Annotated in this window: 40 protein-coding genes; 12 read left to right on the top strand and 28 right to left on the bottom strand. The window is 67.3% G+C overall.

What is annotated here, in order from left to right:
- The 27 genes from ACYVBS_RS13810 to ACYVBS_RS13680 all read right to left on the bottom strand — a co-directional run bounded on the left by ACYVBS_RS13810 (position 1) and on the right by ACYVBS_RS13680 (position 19,274).
- The gene (locus ACYVBS_RS13810) at positions 1-2,565 is read right to left on the bottom strand and encodes a hypothetical protein (RefSeq protein ID WP_460824312.1); all 2,565 of its coding nucleotides are present in this window, start codon (positions 2,563-2,565) and stop codon (positions 1-3) included.
- A gap of 127 nt (positions 2,566-2,692) precedes the next feature.
- Positions 2,693-3,208, bottom strand: coding sequence for a DUF6631 family protein (locus tag ACYVBS_RS13805; protein WP_460824311.1), 516 nt, complete (start codon positions 3,206-3,208; stop codon positions 2,693-2,695).
- A gap of 4 nt (positions 3,209-3,212) precedes the next feature.
- Positions 3,213-3,971 (bottom strand): phage tail tube protein, encoded by a 759-nt coding sequence (locus ACYVBS_RS13800; RefSeq protein ID WP_460824309.1) that lies wholly within the window; start codon positions 3,969-3,971, stop codon positions 3,213-3,215.
- A gap of 50 nt (positions 3,972-4,021) precedes the next feature.
- The gene (locus tag ACYVBS_RS13795) at positions 4,022-4,222 is read right to left on the bottom strand and encodes a hypothetical protein (protein ID WP_460824308.1); all 201 of its coding nucleotides are present in this window, start codon (positions 4,220-4,222) and stop codon (positions 4,022-4,024) included.
- On the bottom strand, positions 4,219-4,869 hold the full coding sequence (locus ACYVBS_RS13790) for a hypothetical protein (RefSeq protein WP_460824307.1): 651 nt from the start codon (positions 4,867-4,869) through the stop codon (positions 4,219-4,221). The genes ACYVBS_RS13795 and ACYVBS_RS13790 overlap by 4 nt, the downstream gene beginning before the upstream one ends.
- The gene (locus tag ACYVBS_RS13785; RefSeq protein ID WP_460824306.1) at positions 4,866-5,282 is read right to left on the bottom strand and encodes a hypothetical protein; all 417 of its coding nucleotides are present in this window, start codon (positions 5,280-5,282) and stop codon (positions 4,866-4,868) included. Before ACYVBS_RS13785 ends, ACYVBS_RS13790 begins: the two co-directional genes overlap by 4 nt.
- Complete coding sequence (locus ACYVBS_RS13780) at positions 5,275-5,574, bottom strand: head-tail joining protein (protein WP_460824305.1); 300 nt, start codon at positions 5,572-5,574, stop codon at positions 5,275-5,277. Before ACYVBS_RS13780 ends, ACYVBS_RS13785 begins: the two co-directional genes overlap by 8 nt.
- The gene (locus ACYVBS_RS13775) at positions 5,571-5,864 is read right to left on the bottom strand and encodes a hypothetical protein (RefSeq protein WP_460824304.1); all 294 of its coding nucleotides are present in this window, start codon (positions 5,862-5,864) and stop codon (positions 5,571-5,573) included. The genes ACYVBS_RS13780 and ACYVBS_RS13775 overlap by 4 nt, the downstream gene beginning before the upstream one ends.
- On the bottom strand, positions 5,852-6,265 hold the full coding sequence (locus ACYVBS_RS13770; RefSeq protein ID WP_460824303.1) for a hypothetical protein: 414 nt from the start codon (positions 6,263-6,265) through the stop codon (positions 5,852-5,854). The genes ACYVBS_RS13775 and ACYVBS_RS13770 overlap by 13 nt, the downstream gene beginning before the upstream one ends.
- 11 nt (positions 6,266-6,276) lie before the next feature.
- The gene (locus ACYVBS_RS13765; RefSeq protein WP_460824302.1) at positions 6,277-6,561 is read right to left on the bottom strand and encodes a hypothetical protein; all 285 of its coding nucleotides are present in this window, start codon (positions 6,559-6,561) and stop codon (positions 6,277-6,279) included.
- A complete protein-coding gene (locus ACYVBS_RS13760; RefSeq protein WP_460824301.1) occupies positions 6,561-6,926 on the bottom strand; it encodes a hypothetical protein in 366 nt (121 codons plus the stop codon). Before ACYVBS_RS13760 ends, ACYVBS_RS13765 begins: the two co-directional genes overlap by 1 nt.
- A complete protein-coding gene (locus ACYVBS_RS13755; RefSeq protein ID WP_460824299.1) occupies positions 6,926-7,339 on the bottom strand; it encodes a M15 family metallopeptidase in 414 nt (137 codons plus the stop codon). The genes ACYVBS_RS13760 and ACYVBS_RS13755 overlap by 1 nt, the downstream gene beginning before the upstream one ends.
- Positions 7,340-7,342: 3 nt before the next feature.
- A complete protein-coding gene (locus ACYVBS_RS13750) occupies positions 7,343-7,669 on the bottom strand; it encodes a DUF2190 family protein (protein WP_460824298.1) in 327 nt (108 codons plus the stop codon).
- 80 nt (positions 7,670-7,749) lie between these two features.
- On the bottom strand, positions 7,750-9,969 hold the full coding sequence (locus tag ACYVBS_RS13745) for a ClpP-like prohead protease/major capsid protein fusion protein (protein ID WP_460824297.1): 2,220 nt from the start codon (positions 9,967-9,969) through the stop codon (positions 7,750-7,752).
- The gene (locus ACYVBS_RS13740; RefSeq protein ID WP_460824296.1) at positions 9,966-11,426 is read right to left on the bottom strand and encodes a phage portal protein; all 1,461 of its coding nucleotides are present in this window, start codon (positions 11,424-11,426) and stop codon (positions 9,966-9,968) included. The genes ACYVBS_RS13745 and ACYVBS_RS13740 overlap by 4 nt, the downstream gene beginning before the upstream one ends.
- A gap of 74 nt (positions 11,427-11,500) precedes the next feature.
- The gene (locus ACYVBS_RS13735) at positions 11,501-11,716 is read right to left on the bottom strand and encodes a primosomal replication protein PriB/PriC domain protein (RefSeq protein WP_460824295.1); all 216 of its coding nucleotides are present in this window, start codon (positions 11,714-11,716) and stop codon (positions 11,501-11,503) included.
- Positions 11,717-11,839: 123 nt separating this feature from the next.
- Complete coding sequence (locus ACYVBS_RS13730) at positions 11,840-12,166, bottom strand: hypothetical protein (RefSeq protein WP_460824293.1); 327 nt, start codon at positions 12,164-12,166, stop codon at positions 11,840-11,842.
- Positions 12,151-14,241 (bottom strand): phage terminase large subunit family protein, encoded by a 2,091-nt coding sequence (locus ACYVBS_RS13725; protein ID WP_460824292.1) that lies wholly within the window; start codon positions 14,239-14,241, stop codon positions 12,151-12,153. Before ACYVBS_RS13725 ends, ACYVBS_RS13730 begins: the two co-directional genes overlap by 16 nt.
- A complete protein-coding gene (locus ACYVBS_RS13720) occupies positions 14,238-14,801 on the bottom strand; it encodes a hypothetical protein (protein WP_460824291.1) in 564 nt (187 codons plus the stop codon). Before ACYVBS_RS13720 ends, ACYVBS_RS13725 begins: the two co-directional genes overlap by 4 nt.
- Before the next feature lie 357 nt (positions 14,802-15,158).
- On the bottom strand, positions 15,159-16,547 hold the full coding sequence (locus ACYVBS_RS13715; RefSeq protein WP_460824290.1) for a virulence-associated E family protein: 1,389 nt from the start codon (positions 16,545-16,547) through the stop codon (positions 15,159-15,161).
- A 5-nt stretch (positions 16,548-16,552) separates the two neighbouring features.
- Positions 16,553-17,602 (bottom strand): CHC2 zinc finger domain-containing protein, encoded by a 1,050-nt coding sequence (locus ACYVBS_RS13710; protein ID WP_460824289.1) that lies wholly within the window; start codon positions 17,600-17,602, stop codon positions 16,553-16,555.
- On the bottom strand, positions 17,599-17,811 hold the full coding sequence (locus ACYVBS_RS13705; RefSeq protein WP_460824288.1) for a hypothetical protein: 213 nt from the start codon (positions 17,809-17,811) through the stop codon (positions 17,599-17,601). Before ACYVBS_RS13705 ends, ACYVBS_RS13710 begins: the two co-directional genes overlap by 4 nt.
- Positions 17,808-18,035 carry a hypothetical protein gene (locus ACYVBS_RS13700; RefSeq protein ID WP_460824287.1) on the bottom strand — a complete coding sequence of 76 codons (228 nt, stop codon included), beginning with the start codon at positions 18,033-18,035 and terminating at the stop codon, positions 17,808-17,810. Before ACYVBS_RS13700 ends, ACYVBS_RS13705 begins: the two co-directional genes overlap by 4 nt.
- Complete coding sequence (locus ACYVBS_RS13695) at positions 18,035-18,265, bottom strand: TraR/DksA C4-type zinc finger protein (RefSeq protein ID WP_460824286.1); 231 nt, start codon at positions 18,263-18,265, stop codon at positions 18,035-18,037. The genes ACYVBS_RS13700 and ACYVBS_RS13695 overlap by 1 nt, the downstream gene beginning before the upstream one ends.
- Positions 18,255-18,461: a hypothetical protein gene (locus ACYVBS_RS13690; RefSeq protein WP_460824285.1), complete on the bottom strand. Its 207-nt coding sequence runs from the start codon at positions 18,459-18,461 to the stop codon at positions 18,255-18,257. Before ACYVBS_RS13690 ends, ACYVBS_RS13695 begins: the two co-directional genes overlap by 11 nt.
- Positions 18,454-19,044, bottom strand: coding sequence for a hypothetical protein (locus ACYVBS_RS13685; protein WP_460824284.1), 591 nt, complete (start codon positions 19,042-19,044; stop codon positions 18,454-18,456). The genes ACYVBS_RS13690 and ACYVBS_RS13685 overlap by 8 nt, the downstream gene beginning before the upstream one ends.
- Complete coding sequence (locus ACYVBS_RS13680) at positions 19,041-19,274, bottom strand: hypothetical protein (RefSeq protein WP_460824283.1); 234 nt, start codon at positions 19,272-19,274, stop codon at positions 19,041-19,043. The genes ACYVBS_RS13685 and ACYVBS_RS13680 overlap by 4 nt, the downstream gene beginning before the upstream one ends.
- A gap of 84 nt (positions 19,275-19,358) precedes the next feature.
- Between ACYVBS_RS13680 and ACYVBS_RS13675 the strand changes: the two genes are divergently transcribed.
- Positions 19,359-19,652 carry a hypothetical protein gene (locus tag ACYVBS_RS13675; protein WP_460824282.1) on the top strand — a complete coding sequence of 98 codons (294 nt, stop codon included), beginning with the start codon at positions 19,359-19,361 and terminating at the stop codon, positions 19,650-19,652.
- A 341-nt stretch (positions 19,653-19,993) separates the two neighbouring features.
- Complete coding sequence (locus ACYVBS_RS13670; RefSeq protein ID WP_460824281.1) at positions 19,994-20,695, top strand: S24 family peptidase; 702 nt, start codon at positions 19,994-19,996, stop codon at positions 20,693-20,695.
- Positions 20,696-20,710: 15 nt separating this feature from the next.
- Here ACYVBS_RS13670 and ACYVBS_RS13665 read toward each other — a convergent pair whose 3' ends face one another.
- A complete protein-coding gene (locus tag ACYVBS_RS13665) occupies positions 20,711-20,974 on the bottom strand; it encodes a superinfection immunity protein (protein WP_460824280.1) in 264 nt (87 codons plus the stop codon).
- Between the two features lie 308 nt (positions 20,975-21,282).
- On the opposite strand from ACYVBS_RS13665, the gene ACYVBS_RS13660 reads away from it, so the two are divergent.
- Genes ACYVBS_RS13660 through ACYVBS_RS13615 form a run of 10 tightly spaced genes read left to right on the top strand, consistent with a single transcriptional unit; the run spans position 21,283 to position 25,081 of the window.
- On the top strand, positions 21,283-21,564 hold the full coding sequence (locus ACYVBS_RS13660) for a hypothetical protein (RefSeq protein WP_460824279.1): 282 nt from the start codon (positions 21,283-21,285) through the stop codon (positions 21,562-21,564).
- Positions 21,561-21,755, top strand: a complete 195-nt coding sequence (locus tag ACYVBS_RS13655) for a hypothetical protein (protein WP_460824278.1) — start codon at positions 21,561-21,563, stop codon at positions 21,753-21,755. The genes ACYVBS_RS13660 and ACYVBS_RS13655 overlap by 4 nt, the downstream gene beginning before the upstream one ends.
- A gap of 2 nt (positions 21,756-21,757) precedes the next feature.
- Positions 21,758-22,036 carry a hypothetical protein gene (locus ACYVBS_RS13650; protein ID WP_460824277.1) on the top strand — a complete coding sequence of 93 codons (279 nt, stop codon included), beginning with the start codon at positions 21,758-21,760 and terminating at the stop codon, positions 22,034-22,036.
- 17 nt (positions 22,037-22,053) lie between these two features.
- Positions 22,054-22,329: a hypothetical protein gene (locus ACYVBS_RS13645; RefSeq protein ID WP_460824276.1), complete on the top strand. Its 276-nt coding sequence runs from the start codon at positions 22,054-22,056 to the stop codon at positions 22,327-22,329.
- Positions 22,326-22,583, top strand: coding sequence for a hypothetical protein (locus ACYVBS_RS13640; protein ID WP_460824275.1), 258 nt, complete (start codon positions 22,326-22,328; stop codon positions 22,581-22,583). The genes ACYVBS_RS13645 and ACYVBS_RS13640 overlap by 4 nt, the downstream gene beginning before the upstream one ends.
- Positions 22,583-23,008: a DUF6378 domain-containing protein gene (locus ACYVBS_RS13635; RefSeq protein WP_460824274.1), complete on the top strand. Its 426-nt coding sequence runs from the start codon at positions 22,583-22,585 to the stop codon at positions 23,006-23,008. Before ACYVBS_RS13640 ends, ACYVBS_RS13635 begins: the two co-directional genes overlap by 1 nt.
- Positions 23,005-23,697: a hypothetical protein gene (locus ACYVBS_RS13630; RefSeq protein WP_460824273.1), complete on the top strand. Its 693-nt coding sequence runs from the start codon at positions 23,005-23,007 to the stop codon at positions 23,695-23,697. The genes ACYVBS_RS13635 and ACYVBS_RS13630 overlap by 4 nt, the downstream gene beginning before the upstream one ends.
- Before the next feature lie 13 nt (positions 23,698-23,710).
- The gene (locus tag ACYVBS_RS13625) at positions 23,711-23,950 is read left to right on the top strand and encodes a hypothetical protein (protein ID WP_460824272.1); all 240 of its coding nucleotides are present in this window, start codon (positions 23,711-23,713) and stop codon (positions 23,948-23,950) included.
- A 14-nt stretch (positions 23,951-23,964) separates the two neighbouring features.
- Positions 23,965-24,612: an Lcl C-terminal domain-containing protein gene (locus ACYVBS_RS13620; RefSeq protein ID WP_460824271.1), complete on the top strand. Its 648-nt coding sequence runs from the start codon at positions 23,965-23,967 to the stop codon at positions 24,610-24,612.
- 34 nt (positions 24,613-24,646) lie between these two features.
- On the top strand, positions 24,647-25,081 hold the full coding sequence (locus tag ACYVBS_RS13615; RefSeq protein WP_460824270.1) for an Lcl C-terminal domain-containing protein: 435 nt from the start codon (positions 24,647-24,649) through the stop codon (positions 25,079-25,081).
- Positions 25,082-25,102 lie beyond the last annotated feature (21 nt).

The raw sequence follows: 25,102 nt of genomic DNA, 5'->3' as shown, positions 1-25,102 counted from the left end.
TTACCAGTCCGCCCGGATGGCGTTACCGTTGGCACCGGCGTGCGCAACGACGGCCTTCTCGAAGCGCGGGTGATTGGCCAAGCGCTCCATCAGCTGGTCGGTGTCGTTCAGCAGGTAGATGCGCATGCGGTTGTTGACGCTGGCCTGCATGCCGCCACCGGTGGCACCCCAGTCCGGCTCGGGCACGACCGATGGCGCACCCACGAAACCGCCTTCCGCATAGCCGCTGTTGGCCCAACCGTAGAGCGCCGCCATTCCGCGGTCGTTGAAGTCCTCCAGGAACGCCCGGGCGCCAGGCTGCCTCACCACCTCGCGGCGTGCCACGAACTCCTCGGCGTGCACGACGCCGGCGGGCTGCCACTTGGAACCTGGGCCTGTGTAGCCGCCCTCGGCGAACCCGCCGCCGCCCGAGTAGTTCGCCTGGGATAGCAGCGACGCGATCGTTGCGCCTTGGGCAAGCGCTCCGGCGATGAAGCCGATGTTCTGCGGGAAACCGGCCTTGCTGGCCTCCGCCACGTTCTGCGCCAGTGCGACGGCGGCCTGCGCCACGGCAAAGCCCTTGCTTAGGGCAAACAGCACCCGATAGGTCTTGCTTTGCTCGCCGCCGTACGCCTTGGCGATGTCGGCCAGCTGCCCAAACGTCGCCGCCGTGCCCGCCAGCATGACTTGCGCGTTGGCGGCTTCCAACTGCTGCAGGGCTGCCTGGTGCTGCGCATGGATCTGCAGTTCCTGCGCATCCCACTGTTGCTGCACACCGACCTTCTTCGTGCGGAACTGGGTCAGCAGATCCAGCTGTTCGGCGTACCACTTCTCCAGATCGGCACGAGCCGTATCCAGGCGGGTCAGCTCACTGAAGGCCCCACCTACCTCCGGCGAAAGCCCGCCGAACTTGGGGGCCTTCTCGAATGCGCCAGAAATAACCCGATCCAGCGACTGTCCATAGCCGTCGGCCGTGGCCACGCCCGCCTTCAGCGCCTCGTTGAGCGTGTTGACCTTGGCGATCGCCTCGTCGAGTGCGACCTCGGTCGGCGTGCGCAGCTCCGCCCGCAGGTCCTGGTAGGCCTCACCCAGGTCCTCGAGCTTCTTACGGTGCTCTTCAGCGGCGGCGATCTCGGCCTGCTTCTTGTCGACGAGCGCCTGCTGGTCGAGCAGCTGCTGCTTTAGCGCCGGGCTGACCTTGGCCAGTTCACCTTCGGCGAGGTCATAGCGCAGCTTGGCCGCGTCGGTGGCCTTGGTCTCGCCTGCCTCCAGCGAGCTGAGCAGCGCCAGTTCCTCGCGCAGGCTCTCAAGGCGGCGCCTGCCAGCTTCGTCAGGGTCGGTAGCCTTTGGGCCTTTCGGCTTCCTCGGGGGGACAACTACTGTAGAACTGGGGTCAGTATTGACGTTGGCCCATCGGCCAGTGCCGGGCGTGCTGGTGCGGCCGGTGACCTCAACTCCAGGCCTGCCCGCCGCACGTGCCTCTCGGTCGCGCAGGTCGAGCAATCGCGCCAGGTCCGCAATCTCAGCTTTCAGCGCCCCCGTGTCCCGGCGCAGGAACGGGAGCGAGCCGCGATTCTGCCGTTCGATGGCGAACAGCTGGCTTTCCTTTTCGTTCAGGAGGTTCTGCAGGGAGGCCCGGCTCTTGTCTTCGTTGTCGGCGAAGAACTCCGCCAGCGCACTGCCAGCATCGCCCAGCTTGGCGATCAGCTGAACTGCCGCGTTGGCGATCGTGAAAATGCCAGCCACGGTGCTGTCCACACCACGCTTGATGTCAGGGTCGTTCAGCGCCCGATTGAAGGCCTCCACGGCCTCCCGGGCATCGTGCATGCCGCCGCTTCCAGCGTCCCCTTCCAGCAGGTTGTCGAAGCTGTTGCCCAGCGCCTGTAGGGCACCACCCAGCGTGTCTCGCGCGGCTTCAGCGGCCGTGCCCATCTGGCCCGCCAGCTCGTCCAGAATGACCTTCTGCGCACTGGCCATGTCGCCAGTGGCCACCAACTGCTTGATCACCTCCTTCTGGTCCGTGGTGAATTGGACCCCCGCCTTGCTCAGCGCCACTACGCCCTTTACCGGGTCATTCAGGGCCTTGCCCAGCATCACCGCAGCGGACTGCGCGTCCTGCCCCATCGCCGTTGACAGATCCAAGACCGCAGCCGTGGCCTGGTCGAAGCGGACGCCCTGAATGTTCTTGAACGTCAGCAACATCGCCTGGACGCTGCCGATCGCTTCGTCGTCAAAGATGGTCTGCCCTTGGAGCTTCTCCGCCTCGGCGTTGAGCTGGGCCAACGATCGCCCGGCGACGCCGGCGGTATCGCGGATGCGGGAGGCCAGCTGCACCTGCACCTTCTCAGCCTCGATGGTGTTGGCGATGTACTTGCCCATCGCCGCCACACCGGCTGCAGCCACCGCGGCGGCCGCAGCGCCAACCCCCAGCATCACCGAGCGCGCAACGGCACCCGACTTGTTGACCTTGTCCAGCTCGGAGCCAATCTTCCCGATGTTGCCCTGGGCGGCCTTCAACGCAGCCTGAGCCTGCGCGAACTCGGCACGCATCTTCAGGTTGAGGTTGAAGTCACGATTGCTTGCCATCAGGGTTTCCTAAGTGCACGGACGCGGTTGCTCGTTTCCTTGCCACCCCACACCGCCATTCCGACGTCCCCGATCAGGTCGGCACGACGATTGCGGTCCAAGCGGTCAAGCGCTGCGGTGAAGCCGATCAGCTGGCGTTCGGTGAATCGGGAGAGTCGGTCGAAGTCGCCGAGCCCGGCGGCGGAGAGGCGGGCGAAGACGCCAAACCAGTCGAACTTGGCTGGGCGCTGCGGCGCTGCACCTGCATCTCGACGACGAGCTCGTGCACGAAAAAACCGCTGTTCACCGCGAACCAGGTCGACATGAACAGTTCCGCGTCGCTGGGCGACAGCCCCTGCAACCACTCGAGCTCGACGTCGGCCGCCTGGGCCGCAATCGCGACCACTGCCGTCTGGTGCTTGCCAAACAGACGCCGGACCCGCGCGTACGTCAACGACCCGTCAGCGCACTGGGCATGCATGTCCGTGATGAACGCCGCCGCTCGATCGGCGACTTCCAGACCCTCGAAGAAGGCGTACTCGCGGATCGTGAGCTTGCGGCCGGCGATGGTGATGGCTACGTCTGGCTGCAGCGCCGACAGGTCCGATGCCGCCGAGCTGGGCTCGACGGCATCAGGCGCGGCTTTGGGTGCCTTGCGCGCCATAGGCTTAGGCCACCGCCGTCGGCAGCTCGATCTTGCCGAAGCCACCCAGGGTGGCATCGGCCGCCGCCTCGGAGTCGTACAGCACCGCGCCGGACAGCTCGATCGAGCCGAAGCCCTCGTTGATCAGCGGCAGGGTGGCGGCCGGGTCGAACTGCACGCGGTACAGCCGCAGGCGCACCGGCGAGTCGTCGACGGTGTTGACGCCGTCCAGCAGCAGGTAACGCTCCGGCGGCGCCGCGGTGAACATGCTCACGTCGCTGCTGGCGGTGTGGCTGTAGGCGGCCTTGAACGGCTGAACGTAGCTGCCGACGTTCTTGATGGAGACCACGCCACCGTTGGCAGAGTCGAGGGCATAGTCGGTACCGGCCACCAGGGTGGCCGGCGTGCCGGCGCTGTCGGTGATCACCAGGGAGCTGACACCGCCATGGTCCAGCACCACGACGTCGCCCGCGGCCAAGCCCGTGGGCAGGGTTTCGGCGGTGACGGTGCCGGCGGCGACCGCCGCGGTGGTGCCGTACAGGCCCAGCGCGAGGTTGTCGGCATCGGCCCAGTTGAGCGTCATGGCGATCGTCGCCTCATTGCCCTTGCGCAGGCGGGCGCTGGTGAGGCGTTGGCCGGAATAGCTCTCCTTCCGGTTCTCCGACTCGGTGGTCAGCGAGACGTCGCACTTCGGCGCGTCGCCGACCCAACGCAGCGCGCCCGCGATGCCGCCCGCCAAGCGGGTGCCGACGTAAACCTTGCCCTGGAAACTGAAATCTTTCATTGGAATATCCTTTGGGTAGACCGTGGTGGAAGTGCGTCAGCGCCGGGGCGTCACGCGTCGGATGGATCGCTGGTGGGCGACTCGGGTTGCTGCTCAACAACGGGGCGGGCTGCGCGGCGAGGCGGATCGAGCGTGCCCAGCCGATTCAGGAATGCCGCATCCGTGGCCGATACCTCCAAAACGATGCCGTCCGGGCCGGGCTCATAGGCCACACGCTGGTGGGTGTGCGGGCGGTAGATGCGAACCTTCATGCGGAACTCCCGTTGCGAGCGGCCTGGTGGCGCAGGTGCGAATCGACCTGCCGCGCCATCTCGGCACCCAGTAGCCCGATGGCGTAATCGGCCAGACGTTGCGGCCGGCCTTCCTTGCGCAGCATCTGCGCCACGGTGGGGCCGTACTCGACCACCAGCGGTTGCCGGCGCTGCCCGATGTAGTTGCCCGCGGTCATCTTGCGTTTTGGGCCGAAGCGTTCGACGACGTGGCGGTTGTCACCCCCGCCCAGCAGCGGGGCGTAGAACGCGCCATTGATCAGGCTGCGTTTGCCCTTGAAGATCGAGCCGGTCACGCCCTTGCCGGTCTGCCGTGCGCCGAAGTTGCGCATGCCGATACCGCGGAAGTAGCCGGTGATGCGCAGATCGCCCAAGCGTGGGGCACTCACTCGCAGATCCTTGGTGACCCGCGCGGCCTTGATGTTGTACTCGCCCTGGATGTCCCTTCGCGCCTGTGGCCCTAGGCGGCGCTGCGCGGTGCCGAGCGCCCGCTGCTCGAACTTGCCCAAGGACGACTCGAGCAGCCCGAGGTTGCGCGAGACAGCGAGTGCACCTGCCAAGTCGAAGCTCACCGCGGGATTGGCGCGGCTGGCTCCACCGAATGCTCCGCCCACACTGATCCCGCTCATCGCCGATACCTCGTGATGAACATGAGCTGCGCGACCATCGCCGGAATGCCTTCGGGACGATCGAGGAACAGCGACTCCTGGAACCGCAGCGGCAACGCCTGCGGCATCGGCGTGTAGGCGTCGAGCGCCTGCTCGATGTCCTCGGCGATGGCGACCACCAGGGCGTGCGCGTCGTCCAGGTCGGTCGGGACCATCGCTTCGGCCACGAGCGTGAATTCGCGCTCAGAAGCCTGTTCGCCGCGGACCGTGCCGCCGCTGTACAGCGTGATGCGCGGCGCGCCGGCGTCGAGCTGGGATGGCTCAAGCCGCACATCGGCACCGGCATCGGTGCGGTAGCCGGCGTCCACCGTAATGCCCTGCAGACGGGCCTGCAGCGCCTGGAGGACCGCCCAGCTGCGCGCGGTCTCAGCCATGCAGCACCACCGTGGTGACAAGACCATCGTCGTCAATGACGCTCTCGATCTTCCGGTCACCCGTGGCAAGGTGAAGCAGGTCGCCCTGCGCCGGCTGCCACTCGCTGTTGATGAACATCGCGGTGGTCACCCGCGCAACCACTTGGCCGTAGTCGCCTAGCCTTTCCACGCCACGGGTAAGCACCACGCGCACCGGCGCCGTAGTCGCGCCCCGCGCTACCGTGACGGCTTCGCCGAACTCGTCGAACAGCACGTCGTCCATGTCGGCGAAGGCAGCATCGGCCTGGCTCACCGTTCGCATTCCTTCTTGTCGACCGCCTCGCCCATGTCCAGCCGGGCCAGCAGACGGCGGTGGCAGTTGGCCACGTCGATCACGCCGCCACGGGCCTCTTCGTTCTCCAGGCGGTCGCCCACCTTACCGCTGGCGGCGAGCGGCTTGACCAGCTGCTCAGTGGCCCAGCTCGGTAGCGGCTTGTAGCGCTCCACTACCACGGTGACCTGCTCAGGCACCTGCGGCAGCTTCGGGGTGGTCTGGCAGGCCGCCAGTGCCATGACGGTGGCGGTGAGGGTCAGAGTCCGCATACGGCCACCACGTCGGTATCCAGCAACTCGGCACAGCCGGGATTGCGCCGGGCGGCATGCTCGCGGCGCTGGTACTCGGCCAGCTTGGCCTTGGCCGCGTGCTCAGCCGCGGCGGCGGCGATGCCTGCACGCTCGGCATCGCGCTTGGCATCACGCTCACGGGCAATGCGGGCTTGGGCCTGGCGCTCCACATCGCGCAGGACATTGGCCGCGCCACGCAACGCGGCGGCGGCCGCGCCTAATGCCACGTCCTTAGCAGCCACCTCGTGCACGGTTGCAGCGAGCGCTTTTGCCGCCTGTCCCTTGCCCGCCGACACGCCGCCGATGAAGAGCATCGCCGCGACCAGCATCACCACCACCGCGAGGGCAATGGCCCGCGCCAGGTCTGCGTAGGGCTTCATGGGGTCTAGACTCATGGCAGCCGCACCCGGCGCGCCACGCGCCAATCCCAGATGGACTTGCCGGCGAACATGGCCACGCCCAAGTGCAGCGCCACCGAAGGCCAGTCCGGCGTGATGCCGCGCAGGGTGGCCACCGCCGATGCAAATGCACCAACGGAAATGGCCAGCAGCCCGATCTGGTTGAGGTGGTGGCGCAGGCAGGCAGGGCGCGCATGCCGCAGGTAGAAGAACAGCGCGACGGCGCACACCAGCGCACAGGCTGCCAGATTCAGCAGCTTCAGCAGCAATAGAAGCATCAGGAACCCTCCACCTTGCGGTCGCCCCACCGGTGCCAGAAGTTCCACAGCGACTGGAATGCCAGCGCGGACAACCCGGCCCGCGCACGCGCATCGACCTTGCCGGCGGTGTCACCGATGTTCATCACGTCAAGGTGCGGAATGGCGACTGCAACCCAGGCGCCGGCGAACGCGATCGCGATCACTCCGAACACAATCCACGGGATACGGGTCTCGCGCTCGCCACGTTGGAAGTAGAAGCTCAGGGCCGCCCCCAGGAATGCCGCGATCAGCATCCCCTGAGGCACCCCGAGCACCACCATGCCCGCTGCACCTGCCGCTGCCGGCGTGTACTGCGCCACGGTCTGGATCGCTTCGTCTCGCATCAGTGCCCCCCCAGGGCTGCGGGATAGGCCTTCCACGGCAGCTGCCAGTGGGGGCCGTCCTTGAAGTCACGCCAGTCGCCGCCCCACTCCAGCTGAACACCCAGCTCGATCGCGACGGACTTGATCACCGGGGCCAGCCGGAAGTAGTCGTGCCAACGCCATGAGATTTCGATGTCACCATCGCCATCGGTGTCCGCCAGCGGGACCAGGTCTACGGCGTGACCGGTCAGGTGGCGGCTGTTCATCGTGGTGCTCTTGCGCGCCCGCAGCAGCTCCGCCTGGCGTTCACGCGTGCGGAGCCCTTCAATCACCATGAAGGGGATATCGGTCACCTGCGCGGCGCGGGTGACCACCCGGACCAAGTCCGGGTGGACACCTTCAAGCCGCTTCAGGTCGCGGGCGCTGAGCTGCATGGCTCAGGCGTTGAGCGCGAGGTTGACGGTGGTCTCGGTGCCCGACGCCGCGGCTGCCGCGTAACCGGCCAGCGTGTTGGTACCCACGGTGGTGGTCAGCTTCTTGGCGGTGTCGTCCCAGTACAGTACGGCGCCCTGGGCAACCACGTCGGCGGTGACCTTGGTGAGGCTGAAGACGCCCTTGACCTGGACGGCGACGGTTTCGCCGATGGCCGCATCGGCCAACGGAACTGCCAGGCGCTTTCCGAGCAGGAAGGGGACGCCGCTGGTGAGGGCGGCGGCTGCGACGTGGTCGAGGACCTCGCCGGGCTGGATGTAATTCTTCGCCATGATCGTTCTCCGGGTTGGCGATAAGGAAGGGGTTGCGCGAGCGGTGGGTGGCTGCGCTAGTCAGCCACCCACCCTTCCCGTCACGCGCCGGGGTTCTTGGCCAGACCGAGGTGGTCGGCGATGGCGGCGGCGGCTTCGAGGCGGACCTTGAATTCGATGCCGTCCACGTTCCAGCCTTCCTTCTGCGACACGCTCGGCTCCTGCACGCCGTCGCGGTACGCGATGACGATGGAGTCGGCGACCGCCGGGTCGGCAACGCCGTAGAAGGCGGTGGCACTGGCGATGTCGAGGCGCGGGTCCTCGAGGACTTCGAAGCGGCCGCGCATGTAGTTCGGCGCGGTCAGGTTCTTGCCGCCACCGATCTCGAACTCGGAGGCGAGGATCTGGCGCGCCAGGCCGCCCAGGCCCACCGGCACCAGCAGGTACTTCAGCGGCACGTGCACCGAGGCGCCGTCCACGATCTGCTTGGCCATCAGCGCACGCAGGCCGTCGACGGTGGCGGTGGACAACGCGGCCGCGGTGGCCAGGTTCTTGTGGTCAGCGTGGAACAGGTCGACGTTGTCGGCCAGCTTCGGGTTGCCGGTCAGCAGCGCGAACACGCGGTCACCCAGGGCGCGCTTGGCGGCGGCACCCATCTTGCGCGGCACGTTGCTCAGCAGGTTCAGGTCATCGTTGACGATGGCCTCGTGGCTGATCGAGAAGATGCCGCCCAGCTTCTTGAGCTGGACCTCGGCGCCGCGATCGCTGAACTTGCCGTACTTGTACTCGCCGTTCTCGCCAACCTCGGTGATGCCGATGAAGTTGCCCAGGCCAGCCAGGCTGGTCTTGCGGAAGTCCGGCACCGAGATGGCGCGGGTGAACTGCGGGAAAACCTCTGGCACTTCCTCATAGCCGGCCATGACCGCACGGCGCACCGTGTTGCCCAGCAGGTAGGGGAAGTCGCTGGTGCTGTGCGTGATGGCGGCCTGCACCATCTCCATCGGGTCCATGCCGCGCACGTTCACGCCGGCCGCCGCCGCGCATTCGCGGGCGATCTCGCGCAGCGCGAAGCCGCGGAACGGGTTGGCGGAGTCCGCCTGCGTCTGGCCCAGGCGGGCATCGATGGCCTGCGCCATCGCGGTGCGGCGCTGGTCGCGCTCGTCGGTGCCAGCCGACGCGCTGGGCGTGGCGGCCGCCGGCGTGGCCTGGCTGCCCAGGATCGCCATCGCGCGAGCGTTGAACATGTCGACGGTGAAGTCCGGATCCGTCAGGGCTTCGTCGCGCAGCGCAACGATCTGCGGGTTGGTGGCGTGCGCACGAGACGCCGCCAGGATCGCGGTGTTCCGATCGCGCTGCGCTGCGATGATGGCGACGCGGGTATCCGCGGCGGTCGGCGTGGCCGCCGGGGCCGCCGGGGCCGCTGCGGCAGGCGCAGGCGCGGCGGCGACGGGCGTGGCTGCCGGGGCGGCAGCGCCGCCGGCGGCGTTCGCCATGATGATGGCTTCGAAACGCTGCTTCATTTGTGGATCCTCGATATGGGCGACAACCGCCCGCTGGGTTGCCTCGGCAAGCGAGGTAAAGACGCGCTCGCTGGCGGCCGCCTGGATGTGGCCGCGCAGCTGCGAATGGATGGGCGTCGGCGCCTTGGCGATGGCGCTCAGGTAGCCGACCAGCGCGGCTGCAGCCGCGGCGTCGTCGGGTGCTTCGGCTGCGGTCTCTTCGGTCCGGTCGGCAAAGCCGAACTCGATGGCCTCCGCCGCGGTGAACCAATGGTCACGGCCGTCCGACAACATGGCCTCGACGTCCTCGCGCTTGCCGGTCTTGGCGATGTAGCTCTCAGCCATCGCGGCGGCATGCGTGTCCAGGCGCTCAGCGAAGTCGCGCATGTCGTTGGCATTGCCGCCGGCATACAGGTATGGGGCGTGCACCATCAGCAGCGAGTTGGCCGGCATGACCACGTCATCACCGGCCATGGCAATCAGCGACGCGATAGACGCGGCCTGACCGTCGACCGTGACAATGATCTTGGCGGGGTGGCGGACCAGGGCGTTGTAGATGGCGAGGCCATCGGTGACCGAGCCGCCCGGGCTGTTGATGCGCACGTTCACCGTGGCGACGTTGAGCTGGTCCAACTGCTCCACAACGCTGGCGGCAGTGACCGAGTCGCCCCAGAACGACTCGCCGATGGGGCCGTAGATGCGAAGCTCGCCGACGGTACCGCCGGCAGCGGCGCGGACGCTGACGATGGAGCCACCAGCGAACACGGCACCCGCCGTGGCCATCGCCATCACCAGCGCGGTGGAAAGAGTGGTTGGGTTCATGCGGTTCCCTCAGTTTCGGTGTCGACGCGCAGCGGAGTGGCCGGCGAGGCTGGCAGGCCTGCGGCTTCGCGCTGGCGCAGCCATGCCGCCTGCTGCTGCAGCACATCGCGTGGATCACCGCCACGGCGGCGGATGATCTCGGAGGTCGGCAGCCAGACGCGGTCCTCCTGGACCTCCAGCGCCTGCACCTCGTGCAGTGGGTTGATCCAGGGCATTGCCGGGCGCACGAAGGTCGCCGCCGACAGGTAGCGCAGGTCGGTCCAGCCGCGCGGCAGTTTGATCAAGCCCGCCATGTAGGCGGACTCGACAAACTTGCGCCACATCGGGCGCACCGCCTGGGCAATGAACCATTCGCCCAGCACGGCATAGGCCGCCCACTGCTCGATGAGTTCCTGCCGCTGCGCGGAATAGGTGCCGTTGTAGTTGCCGGCGAGGCTGCTGAAGGTGGTGCTGACACCACGCGACACAGCGCGCAGCTGACCTTCGCGGAAGGTGGCGGCGTTGGGGTTCGGGCGCTTGCTGTCGATGAGACCGATGTCTTCACCCGGCAGCAGGTCGTCCATGATCAAACCAGGCACCATGCGCATGTCGCGGTACTGGCGATTGCCGCCAGGAGTGAGCAGGCCGCTCGCCGCCCCGCTACCGTCGGCGTACTCGCCCGGCTGGCCCTTCTTGATGAAGGCTGTCAGGGACGCCGCCACCTTGGCCGCGATCCGCTCGCTGTCCTCGTAGTCCTTGATGTCCTCGAGGCGGTTCATCGCGGACGCCAAGATGCTCAAGCCGCGCAGCTGGCCAATGCGGTCCACCAGCGCAATGTGCTCAACGCGGTCAGCCGGCAGCCGCTTGGTCTCCGGGCGCCCGTAGGCGTAGGCGTCCGAGGGGTGGCTCTTGTAGACGTGGTAGGCCAGCGGTCGGCCCCAGGCATTCAGCTCGATACCCTGCACGATGTTGCGCGCGGCATCGCGCATCGTCAGCGGCAGCATGTCCGCCTCGATCATCTCGACCGAGTACGGCACCACGCTGCCATGGTCCAAGCTGGCGCTGTAGCCCTGCACGTGCTGGAACAACGCCTCGCCGTCACGGAGCCAGCTGCGCGCCAGGAGGCGCTGCATGCCGCCAGCATCGTGGCGGAACGTGACCTCCGGGCGCTCCCACCAGTCGACAAACAGATGGTCCAGCTGCTGGGCCAGTTCCTCATTGATCGGCTGGCCCGGGAGGCGCGGCGCCGGCTCCACGTCGATGCCCGTGCCGACGATGTTCTGCACCAGCGTGTTGAGGACACCGCGGGCAAGGTCCAGGTCGCGCTCAAGATGACGCGCCTGGTCACGCAACGTCGCCGCATCCTGACCCGCAATCGCATTGCCGTTACCGCCATCGCGGGCAATCTTGCGGCTGCGCGATTGCTTCGTGGCCTCATGCACACCGGCCAGGGTTTCGATCTGGGCACGGGCCCGCATACGGCGGGCGCCCCAAACGGGCGCGACCGCGTTGATGGCGCGGTCAATGATTCCCGGGCGGGCGGCCTTCTCAGTCATCCGAAGTTGGCCTGCCTGAAGCCACTGCCGCCGCCGGCGGCTTGAGCTTTCTCGCGGGCGACCAGTGACTGAAGCCGCGCGATCTCTGCACGAATCTCGGCGAGGTCAGCGCGGCGCACCTCGCGGTCACCCATACGGTATGACTGCCCGAGCAGGATCTTCTGCTCGGCAGCCAGGTAGTTGGTAAGACGTTGTTCGTTGACGGTCGCCACATGACCACTTTGGCGACGTCACTGTCTCAAGTTTAGGCAAAGTCTGAGACAGTCGCTTCTAGAAGCCTTGCACAGCAAGGGCCACAGAATCCGTTGTCTCACGTTTTGCCAAAACGTGAGACATCACGCCGCTTCATCGGCCCGAACTGGCAGCCCGCCCGGAAAGAGACGATGCAGGGTCGCTCGCGAGACCCCGTAGTCCCGACACACCTTGGCCACAGATGCGCCTCGCTGCAGCGCTGCTTGAATCTGCAGGACGTCGTACTGGCGCGCAGGCGCCGGCACGTACAAGCGTTCGCCTGGGTGCTCGCGCTGCAGGTACGTCAGGATGCTGTTGGCATACGGCATTGCCATCTGCTCACTCAGTCCTGTTCCCTCTACCACCGCTCGCACCAGCTCCAGGCGTAGCGCCTCTGTCCGGTCGGTGTCCTTCGTTACCGAATGATCCATTCGCCCTCCACGATGCCGCGCCCGCCTTCTCGGCGCTGATTTGTTTCACGGGAATCATTGCGCCCTGTCTCGGGCGGCGGTGCTGCTGGCGTTTCACGTGAACCCACAGGCTGGGCCGGTGCGGCGAACAGGTCGGCGACCACCGGCTCTAGTGAAGCCTCAAGCGCGGCCCACTCGTGGTCGCGGACAAGGTCGATCTTCACCGCGGGGCACAGCGCCGCCCAGTACGCATAGACCAGCGTGTCCACTGGCTCGTTGCGCTTGTTCTTTGGCTTGATCCAGCGCTTGGCCACCAGGTCGAAGTACTCGCAGGTCAGCCCCTCGTAGTACGCCGCGTCGAGCGCGCCCGACGTGGGCTTGCCCGGCTCCGGCGCGTCGCCGGTTCCGCCCGGGAACCGGATCATGAACTCAGCGGCTTGGGCGTAGGGCTCCTCGCCCACACGGGAGCTCTCCTCCGCCAGCTTGCCGTCGGCAGCGATGCGGCCGAACAGGATGTGCTTAGCCACGTCGGTACCGACACCCCACACACCGACGCTGCGCGCGATGGTCTTCTCACGGGCGTTGACCTCGGTCTTGCGGGGCTTATAGACCACGCGGTCAGAGTCCGACGAGCGACCGCGCACGACGTACATGAACTGCTGCTGGAAGCCGCCCCCCACCTTGACCATCCGCGCCGCGCCGGAGCGCTGCACCTTGGCGCGGATGAACTGCGCTACCTGCTCGGTCCAGTTGCCGCCGTCGATGGCCACCGCCCGCGCAACCATCAGTGCACCGCTGTGCTTGGCATAGGCGCGCTGCAACCACGCGTCGAGCTCGCCGTAGCCGTCTGGCTTTGACGGATCACCCTCGATCACGGCGTAGTCGACTACCCAGGCGCGCTGACCACGCCCCCACGCCACAACCACAGCCTCAAAACGATCATGCTGGCAGTCGACGCCGATGGTGAGGATGTAGCCCCCGTGCGGCACCACACCAACCATGACGCCAGGTTCGGCCCTGCGCTGCACCTCAGTCGGGTCCTGCTGGATCCGCTCACCTTCGAAAGGCAGACCGAGGATGGTGTTGGTGAACGACACCTGCTTGGCCGGGTCACGCTCAGCCGCCGCACGCATCTGGGCGATTTCCAGCCACGTGTAGCCGAGGCCGATCGGGGCATACATCGCATTGATGTGGAATCCCGGGATCTCGCTGCCCGGGTTCTCGGCTACCCACTTACCCAATGCCAGCAGCATGGGCTTGTGGTGCTCTTCAATGAACTGGCCGCACCCGACGCACACGTAGCGGCCGTCATCCGTCAGCTGGTCGATCACCAGCGCCTGGCGCTGTTCGCAGTGCGGGCACGGCACGTGGTATCGCCGCTGGTCGCTGAGCATGTACTCGCGCCACACCACGGACGTGGCCTTCAGCTTGGGTGAGCTGCAGACGAACACCTTGCGGCGCACGAACGTCGAGGCACGGCGCTCCGCCAGCTCAAGCGGCTCGCCCTGGTCGTCCAGGTCATCCGGATACTCGTCGACTTCGTCGGCAAGGATCCTGCGCGCCGGCATCGACCGCAGGTCCGAGGCGGAATTGGCGCCAGCGATTACCAGCAGCCCGCCCGGGAATTCCTTCATCAGGGTGGTGTTGCCGCCATCGCGGGACTTCGCCGAGGCGATGAGTCCGTTGAGCGCGGGGCTCGCCGAGATCATCGGCGCCAGCCGCTGCTTGGACCAGCGCTGCGCCAGCTTTTCCGTGGGCATCACCACCATGGTCGGGCCGGGCGTGTGGTGCACGATGTAGCCGGCGAAGTTGTTCAGCACCTCAGTGCCGCCCACCTGCGTGCACTTCACCAGCACCGCCTTCTTGCAGGGGTGCTCGTCGGACAGGACGTCCATGATCTCGCGCAGGTACGGGGTGCGGTCGGTCGACCAAAGGCCAGGCTCGGCCGCACCCTCGCGCGTCAGCATGCGGTGCCGGTCGGCCCACTCGCTGACCATCAGCGGCTCAGGCAGCGCCCAGCCGCGCTGCCACGACGCGCCAACGACGACGGCCAGGTCGGCAAGCGGGTGATCGAAGTTGCCAACGTCCAGCGTCACGCCGCGGCCTCCAGCGGCGCCACGTCGCGAGCCAGGTCGGCGTTCGCCAGGTGCTCGCAGACCTTGCGGCACTCGGCCGTCAGCATCGCGTGCACCTTCACCGCATCGGACTCCGCGGCCAGCAGGGTGGCCAGGCGGTCCGGCAGCGCCATGATCGCCTCGCGCCCAGCTCGCGCCATGCCGAATACCCGGGCATCGACTGCCGCGGCCACGACCAGCTGCCCGGTCTGCTGCATCAGCTCCAGCTCAGCGAGCTGCGCCTTGGCCCGGCGCTCGCGTGCAGCCTCGACGTTGTAGTCGATGCCCGGACCCGACGGGCGAAGCGGCAGCGCGCCAGTCGCTCCGTCCGCCGGCGGCGAGCTCGCCGCGGCCTTCCCAGTCCGGTCACCGCCCCTGGCGGGATCGAGCACACGCCCGAGCTTGGCAATGGACGCGGCGACAACGATGCGCTCCCCGTCCAGGACCAGTTTGCCGTCGCGCTTGAGTCGGCGAACGTAGGAGTCCGAGACGCCCAGCAGCTCGGCAAACTCCGTGGTGTTGGCAAAGACCAGTTCCGTCATGCCGCAACCCCAGCCGGAACCCCACGGAACCAAAGTTCCGCGCCTGACACTTGCGCGAAATTGCGCGCCCTGCAGCCCGTGGTTGAGCGGGCTGGGGAGGACCCGTGACCCGCCGCCGTCCAGACCGTCCGCACCACGTCGGCTAGGTGTGGACGGCTGAACCCATTGACCTGCTTAGCTTGTCCACACTGTCCACACTGTCCACACCTAATGGAGATATTTGAGCAAGGGGAGACGGCGGCCTCCCCTCGCGTACGTGCGCGCAAAAGGTGTGGACGGTGTGGACGGCCCCGCCGCGCTTGGCCCGAGGTGTGGACAGAGGTCTGGACAGGTCCGGACAATGGCGGTGAGGTGTGGTCAGAACGGTGGCGCATCACCCACCCCCTTGCTGGCCGCTTGGCCCAGCCACTCATCGATCGACACGCTGGCGCGAAACCAGCGCGGCTCCCTGCCACCGCCCGGCCACCGCCGTCGATGGCTCTCCCACCCCAGGGTCTTCATGATCGCGGCAATGCGCATCTGCTCTGGCCTGCCGTGCTTGGTCGGATCGGCGCCAATGGCATAGGTGAGGATCTCGTCAGTGGTGGCCCACTCCGGTCCACCCGCGTTGAACTTCAGCCTCGACGGGTACTTGTCTTCATCCATCTTGAAGTCGAGCCAGCGCTCCACCCGGCCCTCCCAGCTGTCGCCGATGTAGCGAGCGGCCTGCTCCTCAGCCGCCTCGGCGGGCAACTCCCACCACTCGAAGCCCTCACCGAACAGGTGCACCGCTTCGGCCCATAGCTGTTCGCGCAGGGCCTCGATCTGAGCAATCTGGACTTCACCGTCTGAGCGCACCGGCAGGAAGCGCCTGCCGCCCGTGGGGTCGCGCAAGTACTGGTGCTCGTTGGTCGTGCCGGAGAACACGCATTCGCGGCGGTAGGAGCGCGGGACGCGGTCATACGGGGCACGGAACTTGTCGACACGACGGGTGATGGCGGTCTTGACGCTGGTAACGTCCGCCTTGCTGAAGCTGTCCATCTCGCCGATCTCGACGCCCCAGCAGCCTTGGATCACCTGATAGAAGTCCTTGCCGCTTGGCGACTCGGACGTTTCGACGAACCAGTTGCTGCCGAACAGGGCGCGCAGGGCGCTGGACTTGCGCTTGCCCTGCTCACCTTCCAACACCAGCATGAAGTCGACCTGGGCGCCGACGAACGGCTGCTTGGGATCAAACCACAGGATTCTGGCCACGGCACTTACCGCGAAGCACAGCGCTGCGCGCCGGCTGTAGGCGTTGTCGGGCGCTCCGAAGAGGTCGACCAGCATGCGCTCCACGCGGGGCGTGCCGTCCCACTTCAGGGCGCTGAGGTATTCGCGGATGGGGTGCCGGCGGTGGCGCCGCGCGACGGCGATTACGGCCTTCAGTACGGTGTCGTCGCTGCATTTCGCCCAGTACGTGTCGGGGTCCTGCAGCCAAGCCGCAAGCTCGCAGCTGTCTGAGTCGGTGAACTCTTCGCGGTTGCCGCCTTTCCACGGCGGGTCGCGGCTGAGCACCACCTGGTTGCTGGATTCATTGAGCCACCACAGGCCGGCCAGCCGGTCGTCGTGCTCCATGATCAGCATCATGTTGTGCAGCGTGCCCTCGACGTAGCCGTCGCGGTTGCGCGTGAGCTTGCCTTTCCACTCATCCGTATCGGCCCCGCCACCCGGTGGCGTGGTGCCTTTCTTGCCGCCGTCAATGACGGTGATCCCCTTTCGGCTCACTTGGCTCATCCCCGCATTACCGTGACGTCGATGACACGGTTGGCGGCCCATGCCGCCAGTTGTCGCGCTGTCCACCCGTCGACCTGCAGGGCATCGGCCACGTCCCAGCCCTTGGGACGACCAGCTGTGTCGATCATGCGAATCGAACGCGCACCCACGCGCGCTGCGAGCTGCGCCACGCCCGGCGTGTACATGCCCGCGTCATTGCTCCAGCCCAGCATCGCTTTCGCGCCTGCGGCGTCCGCATCCGGCCACAGCACCACGTCGCGGCCTTCGAGGGGCGACCAGTCGACCTTGCCGATGCCGTTGCTGCCACCCGGCCACGTGACCACCGCGTATTGCTGCCACGCGCCAGCGCCAGCCGCGCGGCACTTTTCGCCCTCCACCACCAGGACGGGAGCAGCCGGCTTATCGGCCAGCGCATCGAGCCCCATCAGTGGGCGCGGCGTCTGGAAGTGCTGCAGGCACCACTGGCGCTTGCCATCCGGGCCCACGCACCACGTGACCTGCGGCGTCCACTTGGTCACCTTTCCGGTGTCGCGGTCGACGATGTCAGCGCGCAGGACGTAGCCCAGCAGACGGCCCTGCGCGTCGCGGTAGGCGTCGACGCGCGAGGGCTTCATGCGCCGCAGCTTGCCGCGCTTCACGTTCCAGATCGGAACGGTCCACTCACCGCCGCCCATCAGGTCTGGCGCATCGTCGGGGACAGGCATCAGCGGCACCCACGTGACATCGAGGGGCTCTTCCACGTCCTGGCGCACATCGGCGCGGGCCGTGGAAAAGTCGCCGCCGCCCAACTGGCGACAGGCCTCGACGAAGTCGCAGCCGGTGATGGCCTGGACGAAGCCGATGACGTCATGGTGGGCGCCGCAGCCGAAGCAGTGCACGAAGCCCTTGGCCTGGATCACGGTGAAGCTGGGCGAGCTCTCGTTATGGAACGGGCACAGGCCGGTGAATTCCTTGCCGGCGCGCTTGAGCTGCACATACCGGCCGACGACCGCCACCAGATCGGCGCCGGCCTTGATGGATTCGACGTTGAAGCTGGTCTGCGTCATGCCCCCCCCGCCTTTGCCTGCTGGCGCGTGCGCTTGATTCGCCACTGCATCCGCAGGTAGTCGGCATTGCGCTCACGGCAGCCGTGCGGCTGGCCGCAATACTCCGGGCATGAGCACGCTTCCGGGATGGTCTTGATCTGCTCAGGCCACGAGTCGACGGGCGTGGCGGCGATGCGCAGCGCGTGGTGCATGCAACGGCTGGCGCTCACCGGCCAACCTCCAACGCCAGCTCACGCTGGGCAGTGCGGCGCGCCTCATCGTCGCGACGCCACTGCTCGCGCTGCGCCATCGCATCGAGGTCGGTGACGACGGCGGGGTCGGTGGTCAGTAGCGCCGCACGTGCGCGGGCAAGGCCGGCCTGCGCGTGGGCGTTGGGGCACGCGGGGCGATCGCTTGCACGCACACCCTGCGGCAGGCGCGGACGCGCGGCCATCACCGGCGGCTCCAGGTACGGAAGTGGGCTGCCTGTGCTTCCTCTGCCGTCTGGCAGGTCACGCACAGGCGGGCGCCCATCTGCTGACGCTGTGCGCTGATTGGCTCGCCGCAGTCCATCATCTCGCAGTGTGTCAGGCCCGGGCGCTGCGGCCGCTCGGCGTGGTGCTTGAGCGCGTCGACCATGTGGCGCTCGGTCATGTCCTGCAGACGATCCAGCTCATCCGGCATGGCTCCCTCCCCTTGCCTGCTTCAAATCCGCTAGCCAGCGGTAGGCCGTGGCGCGCGACATGCCGTGCGCGTCCTGCAGCTCTTCGACCGTGGGCAGGCGGTGTGGAAATTGGTGCGCGATGGCGAAGGCGGTGCGGATGAGCACTCGCCACGTGGCGCTCGGTTTGCTGACCCATGCGGTGGCGCGCTCAGCCATTGCGGCGCTCACCCTCGGGCAGCAGGTCGGTGATCTGGCGGCGCAGCGCGAGCACTGCGGCGATCACGTCATCGGATTCGTTGAGGATGCGGCGGGCGTGCGGCAGGTCGGCATCGGTGATCTGGCCATCGGCCAGTGCCGGGGCGAGGGCTTCGCACAGCTCGCCCACCTGCATCATCAGCTGGCCCAGGCTCACGGCCTGCCCGGCTTCACCGGGGGCGGCCAGCTTGACGGCCAGCGTGCCGCGGCGGCGTGCAAGGTCGCGCTCGCACTCGCTGCGGTAGGGCTCGGGCAGCGCGCAGACCCACGCATCCTCGAGGTCAGCGGGCAGCACCTTGACGGTGCCGTCCATATAGCGGCTGAGGATCTGCGCGTTGTGGACCTCGGCCTTGACCAGGTCATCGAGCGTGACGCCCCAGCGGAACTTGCACTGGCGCTGGTCGGGCGCGACCTGTTGCATGTACTGCTCGGCCACACGCATGGCGAACTTGCGCACACACAGCGCCGACTGGTCGAGCATGGTGCGCGTGTGGCGGTAGATCACCTGTGAGCGAAGTGGCAGGAATTGCGTCGCAGCCTTCATGCGCGCACCCCACGCTGCCCGGCACAGTCGCGGCCATGGAGACGAGAACGCGCTTGCAGATGACCAGCCTTCGGGCCTTCCACGTGGAGGCCGGTGCGCTGGGTGTTGTGGCCGTGCTGTTCGCGGTGCGCCCGGACGATGCCGGCCACCACGTGCAGCACCAGGGCCCACGTGACCAGCCAGCCAAGGATGACAACGATGTGCAGCGCCCGCTCCCCCGGTGAGGCCATGTCAGGCGGCCTCCCGCACGAGTGGGTGCCGGGCCCCGGTGTAGGCTGGGAGTGCAACCCACCCAACAACACCGGAGACCGGCAATGCAGCAACAGATTCAGGCCGTTGGCCACCCGTGGTTTGAAGCCGACGACTACGAGTCATTCAAGGCCGTCCTTCCCAACCGAAGCTGGCACCGGACGTTCGGCGAATGGGAAGCCGCAGCGGAGCAAAACCTCAAACGCCTGCGTGACCAAGGCTTCCGGGCCATCAAGGCAAAGGTGCGTTCCGGCGAATTTGTCGCCTGGTGCAACGCCACTGGCCGAAACGTCGACACCGAGGCACTTACCGCCTTCGGGGCAGAGGCGGCTCGGCGGGAGATCGAGGGCCAACACTGATAGGCGCATCTCAGGCGGCCTCGTCTATCGGTTGAACCGGAACTTCAGCTGTCTGGGCCGCGTCGCCCCCCTTGGGCGCGGCCGTGGTTCGGCGCGCGGGTTCGGGATCCTTGAACGCATCAGGGCGCAGCAGCTCAAGGAACTGACGGCGTGCTGCTGGGATTCCACGCGTCCGCCATTCGCTCACAGACGGCGGGCGAACCCGGCAGAGCCGGGCTACTTGGACCGTGCCGCCGAGGCGGTCGATGATCTCGGAGTCGTTCATATGGAAGCAGAGGATAGGCACACCTAACGGCAATTGCAATAGGCAAACCTACCTTCATGAAAATTAGGCTGTCCTAATGGCAACGACCCTAAAAGAGCGCCTTGAATCGGCCCTAGCGGCGATGGCGAACCCACCCAGTCAGGCCGATCTGGCGCGCCTCGCCGGTGTGAAGCCGCCGTCTGTAAGCGATTGGTTTTCTGGTCAGACCAAGTCCCTGCGCGGGAAGAGCCTGTTGGCCGTCGCCAGTGCGCTGAACGTCAATCCCACATGGCTAGACACCGGCCGCGGTCCCATGCGTCCAAGCGGAACCGCGTCCCAGCCCGCCTACGCCGTGCGCGAGGCGGGCGGCGAGTACTCGACTGGGGTCGCGATCGATCTGGTCGACGCGCGAGGCTCTTGCGGCGGCGGCGCACTTACCTGGGAACTTGAGGACCGACCCCCGCTCATCAAGGAACCTAGCTGGTTCGCGCGCTACAAGGTCCGGCCAGATGACCTGTTCGCGGTATTCGCGGACGGCGACAGCATGGCCGACTACATCGTGGATGGGGACATCGTGATCTTCGACAAGTCGAAGACTGAGCCGAAATCAGGCGCGATCTTCCTGATCTCGCACCCTGATGGGCTGAAGATCAAGCGCATGCGCCGAGATATTGAAGGCAGCTGGGTACTAGAGAGCTTGAACCCGGATAAGAGCCGCTACCCAGAGGAGCGGGTACTGCCCCACCAAGCGGACCTGCTGCAGATCAAGGGACAATTCGTCTACCGGCAAGGCGGCTGACGCCGCCGCACGGCATCAGGATTCCTGATTCTTTGCTGCCATCTGGCGCAGCAATCGCAGTTCTTCGTCGCGCTGATGCTTACGCCCCTCGCTCTCGCCGGTGAAGGCGATGATGAGCAGTGCGAGCCAGCCTAGAACCGTCCAGCCCAGCAGGATGTTGAGGACGCCGATGAGAACGTGTCCTTCGCGTCCTCTCTGTGCAGCGACAACCCATGGCAGCAGATACAGAAACACCGCTGCGATAACCATCAGCAGCGCGACAATCGAAATGCCATCCATCTAGACCCGTCCAGAAGTGCGCCGCGCTCCCCGAAGCACCGGCGACGTGCATTGAGCCTGGCAGCAGTCCCCGCTACTCAGACTCCGGACCTTACCCGGAAGGTGCATCTACTTCCACCCCCACCAGAAAATTAGGCGCGCCTATTGACAGGCGCATAAGGCATGCCTAACTATACCCCTCGCCGGCTCTCCCTTGCCGGCAGGGCACCCGCCCCGGTCTCCTCCCCTGGACCGGCCAGCGGTAAGCCGGGCCAGCGTCCTCCCCTGCGCTGGCCCGGCCGCCCTCCTGATCACACGGAGGCGCATCCATGTTCGGATTCACCCGAGGCCACTCCCAGACCAGCGCCGCGGCCCAAGCCGCGACGATCGTCCGCCTGCCCAGGCCGCAGCTGCTGTGCACGGTGCGCAGCGCCATCAATGAGCGGGCCCGCGTGCTGGGCGCCACTGATGAGCGCCGCCGCCATGCGTTGGCCGTCGCCTTCGGCGAACTGGACCGGGGCGCTTCCAGCGGCTGGGCCATCCACCAGGGCTGCCGTGACGTGGCCGGCAAGCCGCTGTCGGAGCGCTATGCGCACGGTGGCGCGGCGTGAAGCTGGACCAGCTGCCCAACCTCGCCACCATCCCGGCGCCGCGTGACCCGGCCGACCCGCGCGGGTTCGCGCCGGGGCAGGTGCCGGTGAACGACGAAACCCGCCCGTGCACGCGCACGGCCGACGAGATCCGCGCGGCCATCCTGCGCCGCACCGGCCGCACGCGCCTGCACGGCACCACGGAGTCCTGAGCATGTTCCAGATCAGCCGTCCTCTGCCGGCCGACGTGCCGGTGTGCGCCCCGAAGCATCGCCCGCAGCTGGTGGAGACCCGTGGCGCGCCCACGGGCCACCGGGTGGGCCTGCCCTGCCCCAGCAACTGGCACGTGGAGTGCACGCGCTGCGGCGTGGCCACGGTGCCGCACATCAGCCGTGCCATCGCTGAGCTGCGCTGGCGCGATGCGCACACCCGCATCCCCCTTTCCGCCCTGGGCCGTGTGCGTGCGGCGCTGGCCACCATCAACGCGGCTTGAGTCCGCCCGAGGATCGCATGAGCACCCCTCTGACACCGAAGTACCGCGAGGCGCTGTGCCTCGCCATCAACGCGCCCGGCGGTGAGCTAGTGCGCGTGCGCGGCGGCTTTGGCCGCAAGGGCCAGCCTGAGGCCGGCGTGGTGACGTCGCGCATGGCGAACACGCTGGAATGCGACGGACTGGTCGCGTTTGACCAGCCGATGTTCCCCACGGCCATTTCGCTGACGGCGAAGGGCGTGGCGGCGGCTGAGCAGCTGGTCGACGCTGAGGCGGCGAAGGCTGGTGCGGCGTGAGCACCATCACAGTGAGCGTGTCCGAGCGCGTCTACATCGATGCCGACGTCGACGTGGACATCGAGACCATCATCAAGAGCGCCGACGAGGCCGACCTGCATAAGCTGCGGGACCGCCTGGGCGTTGGCCGAGCACCGACCGGCCAGCGCGAGGACTACATCATCGAGCGCGCCTATCTGGCGGCGAAGAGCCTCGCGGACATCCCGCGTGAGCTGGCCGACCTGTTCTGGCACGTGCACGGGAGGGCCATTTGATGGCCGACACCGCGCCCATCTACCCACGCCCCAAGCCCGTGGAGCCCGTCCACATGCACCACGGTAGCGCCTACGTGGAACGCAACCCCGACGAATTCCTCACCGACGAGCAAATGGAAGAGATCCGCGACGCCAACCGCTTCGACACAGTCACCGCGCCGGCCATTCTGCGCGACGCCGCCCAAGCCATCGACAACCGCGCTGCGCTGCGCGACTGCCCGCAGGGTGAGCGGTCCATGGGCCGCTGCGTGACCGCCTTCAACGCGATCACCGGGCACGCGCTGACCGAGGTGCAAGGCTGGCACTTCATGGAGCTGCTGAAGCTGGCGCGGGCCACGGCCGGCGGGCACCACCTGGACGATCACACCGACCGCGCCGCGTACGCGGCGCTGGCCGGCGAAGCGGCGGAGCGGGCGAAGGCATGACCATGCACGAACGCTACAACGGCCGCTCCCAACGCGTGCACGAGCACCTGGCCAAGCACCCCAAGGGCGTGACCCTACGCGGGCTGATCGTGGCGCTGGAGCCGGGCTGCAAGCCCAACAACATGACCGGCACGCTGAGCACGCTGGAGAAGCAGGGCAAGGTGGTGCGCGTGGTGCGCGAGGGCGTGACGCACTTCAGGGCCACGGCCACCGCGCTAGTGGATGGGCGCGTGGCGGCCAACCAGGTGCCGGGCGGCAAGGCTCGCCGCAAGCGCCCCAGCTCGGGCTATGCCGACCCGGTGGCGGTGGCGACCCACATCAAGCGCGACGACAGCCGGAAGCGCCGGGCGGTTGCGGCCGTGCTGGGGGACCGCACCGCGGCCATCAAGGCGGCAGTCGGGCGTCACGCCGAACCGCAGCCGCGCCGGACGGGGCTAAACAGCTGCTACATGCGCAACGAAGTGGAAGCGCGCCGGCCGATGCGTGAGGCGCTGGCTGCCGACGTGGCGGCCTTCGAGGCAGGCGGCGGCGTGATCGAGCGGCTGGCGCCAGGCGCTTGCTCCAAGCCGCTGATGACGGTTCAGGACTTCAACGAGGCCAGCTGGCGCGCCCGCCAGCGCCGCCTGTCCACCCAAACCGATTCCACCAACGACGACATCGACGACGGCGATCTGGCCGACGTCGCCTGATAGGAGCATCCGCATGTTTGAGAGCAATACCGCCAGCCTGTCGGGCCCGGACTTCCTCGAGGAAGTGGCCGAGGCCGAGCTGCACGCCGGCAACCTGGTCAACCGCCAGGCGTACCTGCAGCGCGCCGAAGAGTGGCGCCGCGACCGCAACGAGATCGAGCGCCTGCGGGCCGAGCTGGAGGGGGTGAAGCATCGCCGCCCGCCGGCGCCGGCTGGGCGCGTGCACGCCATCACCCCGACCGACCGTACCTGACCCGAGGACGCCTCATGTATCCGCTTTCCATCCGTCTTACCGACCACCGCTCGGGCTTCGACCAAACGCTGCAGCTGACCCCACATCTCGACGGCGAGCTGATCGCCTCGCAGGTTCTGCAGATCAGTCCTGGCAACGATGACCTGGTGCCAGCCGAGCCGCATGAAATGGCCGAGGCACTGACCCAGATCAGCACCGAGCTGGGCTGTGCCAACACCCTGGACGACATGCTGCACGCGATTGATGCGCTGCGCGGTGGACGTCCTGCTGGCCCGCGCTTCGTCGACAACGGCGACGGCACGATCACCGACACGGTGAACAGGCTGATGTGGTCCAAGTTGACCAACACCAGCAAGAACGTGAACCACGCGATGGCCGAGGCCACCTGCGCCGATCTGAGCCTCGCCGGCCACACCGACTGGCGCCTGCCGACCCGGGCAGAGCTGCTGACGCTGGTGGATGACACCCGCTGCAGCCCGGCAATCGACACCGACGCCTTCCCCGACACGAAGAACGACTGGTACTGGACCAGCACGCTGCGTGCGTCGGCTTCGTCCTACGCGTGGTTCGTCTACTTCGACTTCGGCGGCGCCAACGCCGACCCCCGCGGCTACAGCTACGCCTTCGTGCGTGCGGTCCGGTCGTTGCCGGCCGGTCAGTGACTTTGCCCATCTGATCTTTCCCCAGGAGCATCCCATGAACGCAGTTGCATCCGCTGTGCAGGCCGCCGTGTCCGCCCCGGCCCGCTTCATCGACAACGGTGACGGCACCGTCACCGACACCGCCCTCAACCTGATGTGGTCGAAGGCCACCCTGACCGAGGAAGAGGTCAACCACGAGCAGGCCGGCAAGGTCTGCGCTGAGCTCGCTCTGGCCGGCCATTCGGACTGGCGTCTGCCGACCATCGAGGAGCTGTTCGCTCTCGCTGACCACACCAAGTACGACCCGGCTATCGGCACCGAGGTGTTCCCGGACACGAAGTCTGACTGGTACTGGTCGAGCACCATCCATGCGTCGGCTTCGTCCTGCGCGTGGTTCGTCTACTTCGGCTACGGCCTCGCCGACAGCAGCCACCGCGGCTACCTCAGCGCCTTCGTGCGTGCGGTCCGGTCGTTGCCGGCCGGTCAGTAACTCTGCCTTTCTGATCTGACC

This window comes from Lysobacter olei (genome assembly GCF_054777355.1).
This window is presented reverse-complemented; position numbering and strand designations above follow the sequence as displayed.